Annotated in this window: 12 protein-coding genes; 4 read left to right on the top strand and 8 right to left on the bottom strand. The window is 60.6% G+C overall.

The window, feature by feature from the left end; genetic code table 11:
* Positions 1–264 precede the first annotated feature (264 nt).
* Complete coding sequence (gene mscL, locus H0Z09_RS13515) at positions 265–684, top strand: large-conductance mechanosensitive channel protein MscL (protein WP_186691051.1); 420 nt, start codon at positions 265–267, stop codon at positions 682–684.
* A 45-nt stretch (positions 685–729) separates the two neighbouring features.
* Here mscL and H0Z09_RS13510 read toward each other — a convergent pair whose 3' ends face one another.
* Complete coding sequence (locus H0Z09_RS13510; RefSeq protein WP_186691050.1) at positions 730–1,506, bottom strand: ferredoxin--NADP reductase; 777 nt, start codon at positions 1,504–1,506, stop codon at positions 730–732.
* A 300-nt stretch (positions 1,507–1,806) separates the two neighbouring features.
* Here H0Z09_RS13510 and H0Z09_RS13505 point away from each other — a divergent pair, with 300 nt between their 5' ends.
* Positions 1,807–2,604 (top strand): LuxR family transcriptional regulator, encoded by a 798-nt coding sequence (locus H0Z09_RS13505; RefSeq protein WP_346656792.1) that lies wholly within the window; start codon positions 1,807–1,809, stop codon positions 2,602–2,604.
* A 156-nt stretch (positions 2,605–2,760) separates the two neighbouring features.
* Positions 2,761–3,885, top strand: a complete 1,125-nt coding sequence (locus H0Z09_RS13500; protein WP_186691049.1) for a methyltransferase — start codon at positions 2,761–2,763, stop codon at positions 3,883–3,885.
* A gap of 70 nt (positions 3,886–3,955) precedes the next feature.
* Here H0Z09_RS13500 and H0Z09_RS13495 read toward each other — a convergent pair whose 3' ends face one another.
* From H0Z09_RS13495 to H0Z09_RS13485, 3 genes are read right to left on the bottom strand one after another with little or no spacing between them, the layout of a single operon-like run.
* Positions 3,956–4,123: a DUF2474 domain-containing protein gene (locus H0Z09_RS13495; protein ID WP_186691048.1), complete on the bottom strand. Its 168-nt coding sequence runs from the start codon at positions 4,121–4,123 to the stop codon at positions 3,956–3,958.
* Between the two features lie 12 nt (positions 4,124–4,135).
* The gene (cydB, locus tag H0Z09_RS13490) at positions 4,136–5,143 is read right to left on the bottom strand and encodes a cytochrome d ubiquinol oxidase subunit II (RefSeq protein WP_076952722.1); all 1,008 of its coding nucleotides are present in this window, start codon (positions 5,141–5,143) and stop codon (positions 4,136–4,138) included.
* A gap of 1 nt (position 5,144) precedes the next feature.
* The gene (locus H0Z09_RS13485; protein WP_076952721.1) at positions 5,145–6,596 is read right to left on the bottom strand and encodes a cytochrome ubiquinol oxidase subunit I; all 1,452 of its coding nucleotides are present in this window, start codon (positions 6,594–6,596) and stop codon (positions 5,145–5,147) included.
* Between the two features lie 313 nt (positions 6,597–6,909).
* On the opposite strand from H0Z09_RS13485, the gene H0Z09_RS13480 reads away from it, so the two are divergent.
* Positions 6,910–8,148: an MFS transporter gene (locus H0Z09_RS13480; RefSeq protein WP_186691047.1), complete on the top strand. Its 1,239-nt coding sequence runs from the start codon at positions 6,910–6,912 to the stop codon at positions 8,146–8,148.
* 154 nt (positions 8,149–8,302) lie between these two features.
* On the opposite strand, the gene H0Z09_RS13475 is transcribed toward H0Z09_RS13480, so the two are convergent.
* The 4 genes from H0Z09_RS13475 to H0Z09_RS13460 form a co-directional block, all read right to left on the bottom strand.
* A complete protein-coding gene (locus tag H0Z09_RS13475) occupies positions 8,303–10,486 on the bottom strand; it encodes a xanthine dehydrogenase family protein molybdopterin-binding subunit (protein WP_186691046.1) in 2,184 nt (727 codons plus the stop codon).
* The gene (locus H0Z09_RS13470) at positions 10,483–11,472 is read right to left on the bottom strand and encodes an FAD binding domain-containing protein (protein WP_186691045.1); all 990 of its coding nucleotides are present in this window, start codon (positions 11,470–11,472) and stop codon (positions 10,483–10,485) included. Before H0Z09_RS13470 ends, H0Z09_RS13475 begins: the two co-directional genes overlap by 4 nt.
* Positions 11,469–11,975 carry a 2Fe-2S iron-sulfur cluster-binding protein gene (locus H0Z09_RS13465; protein WP_238340239.1) on the bottom strand — a complete coding sequence of 169 codons (507 nt, stop codon included), beginning with the start codon at positions 11,973–11,975 and terminating at the stop codon, positions 11,469–11,471. The genes H0Z09_RS13470 and H0Z09_RS13465 overlap by 4 nt, the downstream gene beginning before the upstream one ends.
* A 96-nt stretch (positions 11,976–12,071) precedes the next feature.
* Complete coding sequence (locus tag H0Z09_RS13460) at positions 12,072–12,518, bottom strand: DUF4879 domain-containing protein (RefSeq protein WP_186691044.1); 447 nt, start codon at positions 12,516–12,518, stop codon at positions 12,072–12,074.
* Positions 12,519–12,522 lie beyond the last annotated feature (4 nt).

The following is a 12,522-nucleotide window of genomic DNA, read 5'->3' as shown; positions in this document are numbered from 1 at the left end:
ATGCACATTCAGTTGTGCTTGCCAGAGGCTAGTGACCCGCGAGTCAGAAGATAAATAGAAAAGCCGTACCACCGCGATTAATAAAATAATCTGGTAAACCCCTGATTTGGCGCGTATCTCGCGCGCGATTGGTGGCACTTTGCAAACTATTTGCGATTTAATGTGTCGATTAAAACTAACAGTGTTCACAGTTGTGTCAGGCAAGCCCGGTACGACTGACTTACACTGAGTTCCACCCTTCTCATCTGTAACAAGGAATAACCTATGGGCGTGATCAGTGAGTTCAAGGCCTTCGCGGTCAAAGGTAATGTGGTCGATATGGCGGTCGGTATCATCATCGGCGCCGCCTTCGGCAAAATTGTTTCATCCTTTGTAGGCGACGTGGTGATGCCGCCACTCGGTCTGTTGATCGGCGGTGTGGACTTCGGTGACCTGGCCGTGACACTCAAGGCGGCGCAAGGCGACGCACCCGCGGTGATCCTGGCCTACGGTAAATTCATCCAGAGCGTCGTGGACTTCCTGATCGTCGCGTTCGCGATCTTCATGGGCGTAAAAGTCATCAACCGCCTGAAGCGCGAAGAGGCCGTTGCGCCAAAGCTGCCACCGGTGCCGACCAAGGAAGAAGTGTTGCTGGGCGAGATCCGCGATCTGCTCAAGGCCCAGAACGACAAACCGCTGCAGTAACTGCCGGTTTGGACAAAAGGCGCCCTGCTTGAGGCGCCTTTTTTATTACCAGTAGTTTTCGACCGCCACCTGGCCCGGACGGCGGCTCAAGCTCAGGTTCATATTTCGTTGCTTGAGCAACTGCCGCGTGTCATCGACCATCTGCGGGTTGCCGCAAATCAGTACGCGGGAATGCTCCGGGGTCAACTCCACGCCGGCCGCCCTTTCCAGTTCGCCATTTTCGATCAGGGTGGTGATGCGCCCATTCAGCGCGCCTGGATGTTGTTCACGGGTGACGATGGGAACGTAGGTGAGCTTGTGCGCGTATTCGGCCAGGTACTCGCGCTCACCCAGTTCCTTGATCAGCGCCTGATACGCCAGCTCCCTGGCTTCGCGTGCGCTGTACACCAGGATGATGCGCTCGAATTTTTCCCAGACTTCAAAATCCTGCAAAATCGATAGGAACGGCGCAACGCCGGTGCCGGTGCCCAGCATCCACAAATCGCGACCATCGACGAAACGACTCAAGGTCAGAAAGCCGGTTGCCTGACGTTCCACCAGCAGCGTGTCGCCTACCCGCAGACGGCTTAGCTCACTGGTGAACTCACCGTTCGGGACGACGATGGAGAAGAAATCCAAGTGCTCGTCAAACGGCGACGACACCAGCGAGTAAGCGCGCCATACGGTGCTGCCATCCGCCTTGGTCACCCCCAGGCGCACGAACTGGCCCGCCGTGAAACGAAACCCAGGATCGCGGGTGGTGCGCAGGGTAAACAGGCTGGGGGTCAGCGATTGCACATCGAGCAAGGTCTGGCGGGTAAATTTCTCAGCACTGGCCGTCATGGGGGCCTCCGTTCAACAGGTGCCCTAGTGTCTCTCAAAGTAGCGCGGGGAAACACCTACGGCGAGTGATGGCATCCTGCAAACAGCAGTAATGGCAATATAATTTCACCGCTAATCAATTCGCTATTAGCCTTTTTAGGAACGTCATAAGACGGTGTTAGTTGATCGTTACAGTACGCTTCAAACCTTTAATAAGCTTTGATTTCCAACGGCCTGCCGGAGAGCATCTGCGGATAGCCTTGCAGAAAATTCTAAAATCCTTCCGCTCAATAACGAAATTTTCCTCTTGGAATGTAGCCCTTGTCCTACACTCATTTTCGTGCAGCGTTGGAGGGGTTCAGGAAGTACCTCACGGCACGGAAAAATGGCATGGCATGGAGAGTATTCAATGATCCGCTGGCAAAATACACAGCCCCCCCATATAAAGGCGAGGATGAGGTCACCGAGATTTTTGATATGGTGAAGACTAAAACCTATGAACTCGGCTTCCACCACTGTTACTTCAAGATGAGTTCCAACTTACCTAAAGAGCAAACCCCTCCGATTGAACTCACCAACTATCCAGATGAATGGAAAACAACGTATGCCAAGGCAAAGTTCTCCGTCGTAGACCCTGTGGTGAAGTACTGCAACGAGAATGTCTTACCCCTTGTCTGGGGTGCAGAAACATTCAAAGACGTACCAGGCCTCTGGGAACTGGCGCAAGCCTTGCACTTGCACAACGCGGTGACCTTGACCGTGCATGATTTCCGGGGCGTATTCAGCATGTTGACCCTGAGTCGCTCCAGGGGCGCAGTCACACCGGAAGAACTGTACGAAAAAGCCGCGCTGATGTTATGGCTCTGCCATGCGATGCATGCGGTAATGGTGCATAAGCATGCCGACAAACCCCATGCCCACCCCGCCAGCACATTGACCCCACGGGAAACCGAAATACTCAAATGGTCGGCCATGGGCAAGACGGCTGACGAGATTGCCGCGATTATTTCCATCACACCGCGGACGGTAGGCTTTCACATCAGCCGCATACTCAGGAAGCTAGGCGTCAATAACAAAATCGCCGCCGTGCTCCGCGCATCAAAAATGGGGCTGTTTTAGCCCAACGAGAAACGCCATGCCATCCCGCCGAAAAAAAAGTAATATTTGCGGCCCATTCTGAGTGTTAAGCAGCCCACCGGTGCAGCACGCAGTTCACTCAGACGGTTCGGCCGGCCACTGCCGAACACTCATCGTTTACCCAGAGCCTCCCCCGCCATGCCCCTGCTCGAAAGCCCCTTCGCCCAGCTCGATCTGATCCGCCAGCCAGAGCAACATAACGATCCGCTGCAAGCGTTCGATGCCGCTGACGAGTACCTGCTCAATCATCTGGCCGAACAGCAGCTGCCTGCTGCAAGCCGCGTGCTGGTGCTCAACGACAGCTTCGGCGCCCTGGCGGCCAGCCTTCAGGGCCACATGCAGGTCACCTCCAGCGGCGACTCATTCCTGGCGGCCCAGGGCCTGGAGAAAAACCTGATACGCAACGGCAAGGGCTTTGACGCTGTACCGTTCATTCCGGCCAGCCAGACACCCGCCGGGCCTTTCGATTGCGTGCTGATTCGTGTGCCGAAAACCCTGGCACTGCTTGAAGAACAATTGATCCGCCTGCAAGGGCACTTGGCGCCGGGTGCCCAGGTCGTCGCAGGGGCGATGATCAAGCACTTGCCAAGGGCGGCAGGCGAGTTGCTGGAGCGCTATATCGGGCCGATGCAGGCGTCGCTGGCGGTCAAAAAAGCACGCTTGCTGATCGCCACGGTGCAAGACCGCCCGGTTGCCGTCTCGCCTTACCCCACCCGCTACACGCTGGACGCACCGGCCATTGAACTGCTGAACCACGCCAATGTGTTCTGCCGCGAAAACCTCGACATCGGCACCCGCGCGTTCCTGCCGCACCTGCCGAAAAACCTCGGCAACGCGCGGGTGGCCGACCTGGGTTGCGGTAACGGCGTACTGGCCATCGCCAGTGCGCTGCAAAACCCTGACGCGCAGTACACCTTGGTGGACGAATCGTATATGGCCGTGCAATCGGCCGCCGCCAATTGGCAAGCCGCGCTGGGTGAGCGCGATGTAGTCGTGCGTGCCGCCGATGGCCTGGCGGGCCAGGCCGCCGACTCTCTGGAAGTGGTGCTGTGCAACCCGCCGTTCCACCAGCAGCAAGTGGTCGGTGATTTCCTCGCCTGGCGCATGTTCCAACAGGCGCGGGAAGCGCTGGTGGTCGGCGGTGCGCTGTATATCGTGGGCAACCGGCATTTGGGTTATCACACCAAGCTGGCGCGCTTGTTCCGGGGCGTCGAACACGTCGCCACCACGCCGAAATTCGTGATCCTCAAGGCGCGCAAGTAAAAAAAAGGCCCTGCCACTCCGAAGAGAGGCAAGACCAAAAAACCGTGCCGCAAGGCAACGGGATGGGAAGTCAGTGCGTGGTCAGGCCGGCCGCATTCATGAACATGCGCATCAGGCTGGCCACGACGAACAGGGTCAGCACGCTGCCGGCCCAGATCATCGCCAGCCACCCCAGGCGCCGCCACAACGGCCGCTTCTCGGCCTGTTCAATCTCGTGTAACGAAGGTTTGCCGGACATGGAAATACCCTCCTAGTGATAACCGTCTTCGTGGGTGACCTTGCCGCGGAACACGTAGTAGCTCCAAAACGTGTAACCCAGGATAAGCGGGATGATGAATAACGTGCCCACCAGCATGAAGCCTTGGCTTTGCGGCGGCGCGGCAGCGTCCCAGATCGACACCGACGGCGGAATGATATTGGGCCACAGGCTGATCCCCAGCCCGCTGTAACCCAGGAAGATCAGCACCAGCGTCAGCAGGAACGGCGTGTAATGCGCATGCCGTGCCACGGCGCGGAACAGCCCGTACAGGGTCACCAGTACCAGGATCGGCACCGGCAGGAACCAGAACAGGTTCGGCAGAGTGAACCAGCGCGAGGCGATTTCCGGATGCGTCAGCGGCGTCCACAGGCTAACAATGCCGATCACCGCCAACACCACGAGCGCCAGCGGCCGTGCCAGGTTGTGCATCTTTTCCTGCAGCGGCCCCTCGGTCTTCATGATCAGCCAGGTGCAGCCAAGCAAGGCATAGGCCACGATCAGCGCCACGCCGCAGAACATCGTGAACGGCGTGGCCCAGTCCAGCGAACCGCCGGCGAACTGGCGGTCGACCACCGGGAAACCATCAATGAATGCGCCCAGCGCCACGCCCTGGAAGAAGGTGGCGGCAATCGAGCCGCCGATAAACGCCTTGTCCCACAGGTGCCGCTTGTCGTCCTTGGCCTTGAAGCGAAACTCGAAGGCCACGCCGCGAAAGATCAGGCCGATCAGCATCAGGATCAGCGGCAGGTACAGCGCCGACAGCACCACCGAATAGGCCAGCGGGAAGGCGCCGAACAACCCCGCGCCGCCCAGCACCAGCCAGGTTTCATTGCCGTCCCACACGGGCGCTACGGTGTTCATCATCACGTCGCGGTCGGTCTTGCCCGGAACGAACGGAAAAAGAATGCCGATCCCCAGGTCGAAGCCGTCCATGATCACGTACATCATGATGCCGAAGATGATGATCACGGCCCAGATCAGCGGAAGATCAATACCCATCTCAATGCCCCTTGTGCTGGATGTCGTCGTGCTGGGATGTAGTGTCATTCTCGGTGCCATCATCGGCAGCCGACAACGGACGCGCCGGTGTGCGTTTCTGGCCGGGCCCGCCATGGGTTGGCTCAGTGACGTCATGGGTGACCGGGCCTTTGCGCACAAGGCGCATCATGTAGCCAAGGCCCGCACCGAACAGCGCGAAGTACACCACCACGAACAGCACCAGGGTGATAGTCATCTGCGCCAGGCTATGCCCGGATGAAGCATCCGCCGTGCGCATCAAGCCATACACCACCCACGGCTGGCGGCCGATCTCGGTGGTGAACCAACCCGCGAGGATCGCGATCAGGCCGGACGGGCCCATCCACAACGCCAGGTACAGGAACGGTCTGGAGGTGTACATCTTGTCGCCCCGGCGCAGCCAGAGGCTGAACAGACCGGTGAAGATCATCAGGAACCCCAGGCCGACCATGACCCGGAACGACCAGAACACGACGGTCGAGTTGGGGCGGTCCTCGGGTGGAAACTCCTTGAGGGCCGGCACCTGCTTGTCCAGGGAATGGGTAAGGATCAGGCTGCCCAGGTAAGGGATTTCCACCGCGTATTTGGTTTTTTCGGCCTTCATGTCCGGCCAGCCAAACAAAATCAACGGCGTCGGCTCGTTGCCTTTGTTCTCCCAATGGCCTTCGATCGCAGCGATTTTCGCCGGCTGGTGTTCCAGGGTATTGAGACCATGGAAGTCACCGATCACCGCCTGGATAGGCGCCACGATCAGGGCCATCCACATCGCCATAGAGAGCATTTTGCGGATCGCCGGGTTGTCCTTGCCACGCAACAGGTGCCAGGCCGCCGAGGAGCCGACGAAGAACGCGGTGGCCACAAAAGCCGCCGTGGCCATGTGCGCCAGGCGATAGGGGAACGACGGGTTGAAGACGATGGCAAACCAGTCGGTGGGAATCACGCGGCCGTCGACGATTTCAAAGCCCTGGGGCGTCTGCATCCAGCTGTTGGACGACAGGATCCAGAACGTGGAAATCAAGGTACCCACGGCCACCATGACCGTGGAGAAGAAGTGCAGGTTGCGCCCCACCTTGTTCCAGCCGAACAGCATCACGCCGAGAAAGCCGGCCTCGAGGAAGAAGGCCGTGAGCACTTCGTACATCAGCAGCGGCCCGGTGACGGCGCCGGCGAAGTCCGAGAAGCGGCTCCAGTTGGTGCCGAACTGATAGGCCATGACCAGACCGGACACCACACCCATGCCGAAGTTGACGGCAAAGATCTTCGACCAGAAATGGTAAAGATCGCGGTAGGTGTCGTTTTTGGTCTTGAGCCACAAGCCTTCCAGCACCGCGAGGTAACTGGCCAGGCCGATGGTGATCGCCGGGAACAGGATGTGGAAAGAGATGGTAAACGCAAATTGGATTCGGGCGAGATCTAGCGCCTCCAAACCGAACATAAGTCTTCCTCTGTCAGGTGATACCGGTTCCGGGCGCAAGCCTGCACCCACTGCCCCCACGGATATGGAGTCTGGCGAATTTCGATTCGTTTCTTTTTTTACCCGCCGTGCAGGGAATCAGGCCCTGAGGCCGCCAGACCAAGGTGCGGAAATTGATCTGGATCAAGCATTGCTGAAAGAGTAGTCCCATTTTCAATGGAAAGCGGCGTGGTCTTTTGCCGCGTGACAGAGTGTCTCAGCTCAGTTGGCGCAACTATCTGTTACAACTTAATGATAATCTCGGCGCTTCCTCCGGCCCTGACCTGAACTCCCAATGCCCAGTGAACCCGCGTTGTTGTTGCGTCACCACCGCCCTTTCATCGCGTTCTGGCTGGCGCGCATCTTTACCGCCAGCGGCTTCCAGATGCTCACCGTGGCCATCGGCTGGAACCTCTACCAACTGACCGGCAATGTGCTGGACCTGGGATTGGTCGGGTTGGTGGAATTCGTACCGCGCGTGTTGTTCATGCTGCACACCGGGCATGTCGCCGACCGCTATGAGCGACGCAAGGTCGCCGCCATCTGCCAGACCGTGCAGGCGTTGATTGCCCTGTCATTGGCCATCGGTGGCCTGACCGGCAACGTGACCCGCGAGATGATCTTTATCCTCGCCTTCCTGCTGGGTGCCGCGCGCTCGTTCGAAATGCCCACCACCCAGGCGATGCTCCCGAGCATCGTGCCCAGCGCGCTGTTCCCGCGGGCCGTGGCTTCGTCGCAGTCGGCCCAGCAGTTGGCAACCATTGTCGCCCCGGCCCTCGGTGGTTTGCTTTATGCATTTGGCAGCGTGTGGGTGTATGGCCCCACGGTGGTGCTGTACCTCATTGCCTGCGCACTGACCCTGAACTTGCCCGCGCGCCAGACACCGCTGAATAAAGCCAAGGCGACCATGGATTCGCTGCTGGCCGGCATCCGCTTCATCCGCAGCCGCCCGGACATCCTCGGCGCCATCTCTCTCGACTTGTTCGCGGTGCTGCTGGGCGGCGCCACCGCCTTGCTGCCGGTGTTCGCCAAGGACATCCTGCTGACCGGCGCCTGGGGCCTGGGCCTGCTGCGTTCGGCACCGGCGGTGGGTGCGTTGCTGATGTCCTTGTGGTTGGCGCGGTTCTCTGTCGACCGCCACGTCGGCCGCGTGATGTTCACTGCCGTGGGCGTGTTCGGCGTGGCGACCATCGCCTTCGGGCTGTCCACTTCGTTCTGGTTTTCCCTGGCGGTGCTGGTGGTACTGGGCGCAGCCGACATGATCAGCATGGTGATCCGTGCGTCGTTCGTGCAGCTCGAAACGCCGGATGAAATGCGCGGGCGCGTCAGTGCGGTCAACGGCTTGTTTATCGGCGCGTCCAATCAGTTGGGCGAGTTCGAGTCCGGGATTACCGCGCACTGGTTCGGCACCGTGCCCGCCGTGGTCATGGGCGGGATCGGTACGCTGGTGGTGACCGGGGTGTGGATCAAGTTGTTTCCAACCCTGGCCAATCGGGATCGGATGCATGTGCCGGTGCAAGAGCCTAAGGTTTAGGCCCGCCGCCATCTTATTGTTGGAATACAGTAAATGTGGGAGCGGGCTTGCTCGCGAAGGCGGCGTGTCAGTCGATACACAGTTAACTGACCCACCGCTTTCGCGAGCAAGCCCGCTCCCACATTTTGGATCTTCGATGGGTTGAAGGTTGGCGCTAGAGCACCTTATCCAAGGTAATCGGAAACTCCCGCACCCGCTTTCCGGTGGCGTGATAAATCGCATTCGCCACCGCCGCCGCTACGCCGACAATGCCGATTTCACCGACGCCCTTGGAGCCCAGGGCGTTGACGATCTCGTCGTGTTCTTCGACAAACAACACGTCAATCTCGCCGATATCGGCGTTCACCGGAATGTGGTATTCCGCCAGGCTATGATTCATGTAGCGCCCCAAGTGATGGTCGATCTGGGTCTCTTCGTGCAGGGCCATGCCGACGCCCCACACTACCCCGCCGAGGATCTGGCTGCGCGCCATCTTCGGGTTGACCACGCGCCCGGCGGCAATGGCGCTGACCACGCGGCTGACCTTGATGGTGCCCAGGTCTTCGTCCACGCGCACCTCGACGAACACTGCCGAATGGGTCGCCGTGGCGTAGCCTTCACGTTTCTTGTCCGGCTCACTGTCGACCTGCACCTCCATTGCGTCTTGGCCGCTGTCCTTGACCAGCTGCGCCAGCGATACACTCACGTCGCCGGCGTGGAGATGGCCCTCTTCGAAGCGCACGGACTCGGCATCCTTGAACACCGGGTAAGTCTGCCGGGCAATTTCCAGCAGCTTGGCGGTCAAGGCTTCACAGGCTTGCTGCACGGCCGTGCCGACGGAGGACACGGTAAACGAGCCGCCCTGCAGCGGCGCTGTGGGCAAGGAGGAATCACCCAGCACAAATGTCACATCGTCGACCGATACGCCGCTGGCCTGCGCCGCGATCTGGGTCATCACCGTGTAAGTGCCGGTACCGATATCGGTGGTGGCGCTGCTGACAGTGAGCTTGCCGTGCGCGTCGATCCGCGCCTTGGCGCTGGCCTTCATTTGCATAGCCTCCCACACGCCGCCGGCCATGCCCCAGCCGATCAACTGGCGGCCATCGCGCATGCTGCGCGGTTCCGGGTTGCGCTGGCTCCAGCCGAAACGCTCGGCACCTTCGCTGTAACACTCGCGCAGGGCCTTGCTCGACCAGGGCTTGTCTTCGTTCTGGTTGCGCTCGGCGTAATTGATCAAGCGCAGTTGCACCGGGTCGATGGCCAAGGCGCAGGCCAGCTCGTCCATGGCGCATTCCAGGCCGATCACCCCGAGGGCCGCGCCCGGCGCGCGCATATCCAAAGGCGTGAACACGTCCAATGGCGCCAGCTTATACGTCAGCTGCACATTGTCGCAGTGGTAGAGCATGCCGCTCCATTCCACCACATGCTCACTGAAGTCCTCGAAGCGCGACGTCTGGCCGATAGCCGTATGCCCCAATGCCAGCAGACGCCCGTTGGCGGCGGCGCCCATTTGCAAGCGTTGCAAGGTGCGCGGGCGGTAGCCGAAGGTGAACATCTGCTGGCGCGTCAGCGTGACCCGCACCGAACGCTTGAGCGCCAGCGAGGCCATCACCGCCAGCGGCAATTGATACTGCGGGCGCAGGCCGGAGCCAAAAGCGCCGCCAACGAACGCGGCAAAGATGCGCACCTGGCTTTTATCCAGGCCAAACACTTTCTGCACGTAGGCCTGGCAGTTCTGCGGGCCTTGGGTCTTGTCATGGATATGCAGGGTGCCGTCCGCCTGGTACAGGACGGTGCTGGCGTGGGGTTCCATGGGGTTGTGGTGTTCGACCGGCGTGCTGTAGTGCAGGTCCAGGCTGATGGCGGCGCCGGCCCATTCGGCCTGGAAGTTGCCGCGCGGACCTGGCGGGGTTTGCGGTGAGGGGTGGGCCTGTTCCTGCACTGCCGCCAGGTCGGTTTCGAAGGCCTCGGTTGCGTACTCGATCTCCACCAGGGAACCGGCATGTCGCGCCAGCTCAAGGTTATCGGCGATCACCAGGGCCAGGGGCTGGCCGCTGTACAGCACGCGGTCGTTGTAGAGCGGGCGAAACGGCGAACCGTCGGCCGCATCCGCATCCTGGAAGGCATCGTCGTAGCTCGCGATTTTGGGCCGGTTGAGATGGTGGATGACTTCCACCACGCCCGGCAACGCCAGGGCCCGGGACGCATCGATCTTAATCACGCGGCCCTTGGCAATGCTGCTCGACACGACGCTGCCGTGGAGCAAGCCTTGTTCAGGAAATTCACCGGCATAACGCGCCTGGCCAGTGACCTTGAGCAGACCGTCGACACGGTCCAGGGGTTTTCCGATAGCGGTCATGGGCGTTCTCCTGCGACAGCGGCGTCACTCAGGGCACGAATAATCCCCCGGCGTGCCAGCTTGATCTTGAAGCCGTTGTGCACCAGCGGCTCAGCGTCCTGCAGCAGCGCGTCGGCGGCCTGGCTGAAGGTTTCGCGGCTGACCACCTGGCCGATCAGCGACGCTTCCACCGCGCGGTCACGCCAGGGTTTGTGAGCCACGCCACCCAACGCCAGGCGCGCATCGATAATGGTGTCGCCGTCCAGCTCGAGCGCTGCGGCCACGGACACCAGGGCGAACGCATAGGAGGCGCGGTCGCGGATTTTCAGATAATTGCTATGGCTCGCCAGGTTGTCGGCGGGCAGTTCGATGGCGGTGATCAGCTCGTCATCGGCCAATTGGTTGTCGCGCTGCGGCGCATCACCGGGCAAACGGTGGAAGTCGGCGAACTCGATGACCCGCGCGCCGCCGCGACCTTCGACATGCACCCGCGCTGCCAGCGCTGCCAGGGCGACGCACATGTCTGAAGGATGGGTCGCGACGCACTGTTCACTGGCGCCGAGAATCGCGTGGATTCGGTTCAGGCCGGTGCGCGCCGGGCAGCCACTGCCGGGTTCGCGCTTGTTACAGGGCACGTTGGTGTCATAGAAGTAGTAGCACCGTGTGCGTTGCAACAGGTTGCCGCCGGTACTGGCCATGTTGCGCAGTTGCGGCGAGGCGCCCGCGAGGATCGCCTGGGACAGCAGTGGATAACGCTGTTCGATCAGCGGGTGCCAGGCCAGATCGGCATTGCTCACCAGCGCGCCGATCAGCACACCGCCCTCGGCCGTCTCCTGAATATGGTTTAACGGCAGCCCGGTGATATCGATCAGGTGCTCGGGGCGGCTGATGTTTTCTTTCATCAGGTCCAGCAGGTTGGTGCCTCCGGCAATAAAACGTGAAGCGCCACTGCTCAGGTGCACGGCCTCCTGCACATCGACCGGTTTACTGTAATGGAAGGGATTCACTGCTCACCTCCCAAGACTTCCTGCACGGCATCGCGAATATTGTTGTAGGCGCCGCAGCGGCACAGGTTGCCGCTCATCAGTTCCTGGATCTGTGCGCTGTCATGGGCGCGTCCTTCGTTGACCAGGCCGACGGCCGAGCAGATCTGGCCGGGGGTGCAATAACCGCATTGGAAGGCGTCGTGCTTGATGAAGGCCTGCTGCATCGGGTGCAACTGGTCGCCGGTGGCCAGGCCTTCGATGGTGGTCAGCTCGGCGCCGTCGCACATCACGGCCAGGGTCAGGCAGGCATTGATCCGTTTGCCATCGCGCAACACCGTGCAGGCACCGCATTGGCCGTGGTCGCAGCCTTTCTTGCTGCCCACCAGATCTAGCTGTTCGCGCAAAAGGTCGAGCAGGGTGGTCCAGGGCAGCACATCCAGCTGGCGATCCTGGCCGTTGAGGCTCAGGCGTATGGAGTGGCTGACGAACGGTTGATCCGCCGCGCCATTGGGGGTCGCGCTCATAAACACCTCACGGGTTGGTGTACATCCGCGGCGTTCTGGGAAGTCGCCGTCTCAGGGGTACGACTTCCTGGGGTTTTGAGCGTTCAAGCGGATTGATCAGCGGATATCGAGCAGCGTCTTGAGGGTGTTGCGCGGCGGGTTGATGGAGGCGTTGCTGTATTCGAACCAGCCTTGCGCCTGCACATTCAGCTCAAACACGTAGATATAGCCCATCAGCGTACCCGCCCCGCTGCAGGCCTGGCTGATGCTGCCGACTTGGCACACAGCGGTTCGCTGGCCATCGAGCACGGCACCATTGAAGCGGCCAACCGGATTATTGCCCAGGCCGACTTCCATCACGGAGACCTTGGTGGCTCCGCGGTGCGTGCACATCTGCGTGGTGTTCACGCGTTCAGGGATGGTTTCGGTGCAACCCGCCGACTCGACCTTGAACACACGCACCTCGCTCAAGGGCGGTGCAGTGGCGCCCCACGCCGGTGCTGCGCCGAGGCACAGGCTCAGACAAGGGATCAGGGCTAGACTCCACAGGTTGGCTTTTTTCATGGGG

This window comes from Pseudomonas sp. SWRI18 (assembly GCF_014268345.1).
GTDB classification, from domain to species: domain Bacteria; phylum Pseudomonadota; class Gammaproteobacteria; order Pseudomonadales; family Pseudomonadaceae; genus Aquipseudomonas; species Aquipseudomonas cedrina.
Note: the sequence above shows the minus strand (reverse complement) of the source record. Positions and strands in the feature narration are given on the sequence as shown.

What these genes read in the sequence shown, in the direction of transcription:
- H0Z09_RS13465 (WP_238340239.1), bottom strand. Translation starts at nt 11,975, where the DNA reads ATGAGCGCGACCCCCAATGGCGCGGCGGATCAACCGTTCGTCAGCCAC.
- H0Z09_RS13500 (WP_186691049.1), top strand. Translation starts at nt 2,761, where the DNA reads ATGCCCCTGCTCGAAAGCCCCTTCGCCCAGCTCGATCTGATCCGCCAG.
- cydB (WP_076952722.1), bottom strand. Translation starts at nt 5,143, where the DNA reads ATGGGTATTGATCTTCCGCTGATCTGGGCCGTGATCATCATCTTCGGC.
- mscL (WP_186691051.1), top strand. Translation starts at nt 265, where the DNA reads ATGGGCGTGATCAGTGAGTTCAAGGCCTTCGCGGTCAAAGGTAATGTG.
- H0Z09_RS13485 (WP_076952721.1), bottom strand. Translation starts at nt 6,596, where the DNA reads ATGTTCGGTTTGGAGGCGCTAGATCTCGCCCGAATCCAATTTGCGTTT.
- H0Z09_RS13460 (WP_186691044.1), bottom strand. Translation starts at nt 12,518, where the DNA reads ATGAAAAAAGCCAACCTGTGGAGTCTAGCCCTGATCCCTTGTCTGAGC.
- H0Z09_RS13510 (WP_186691050.1), bottom strand. Translation starts at nt 1,506, where the DNA reads ATGACGGCCAGTGCTGAGAAATTTACCCGCCAGACCTTGCTCGATGTG.
- H0Z09_RS13495 (WP_186691048.1), bottom strand. Translation starts at nt 4,123, where the DNA reads ATGTCCGGCAAACCTTCGTTACACGAGATTGAACAGGCCGAGAAGCGG.
- H0Z09_RS13475 (WP_186691046.1), bottom strand. Translation starts at nt 10,486, where the DNA reads ATGACCGCTATCGGAAAACCCCTGGACCGTGTCGACGGTCTGCTCAAG.
- H0Z09_RS13480 (WP_186691047.1), top strand. Translation starts at nt 6,910, where the DNA reads ATGCCCAGTGAACCCGCGTTGTTGTTGCGTCACCACCGCCCTTTCATC.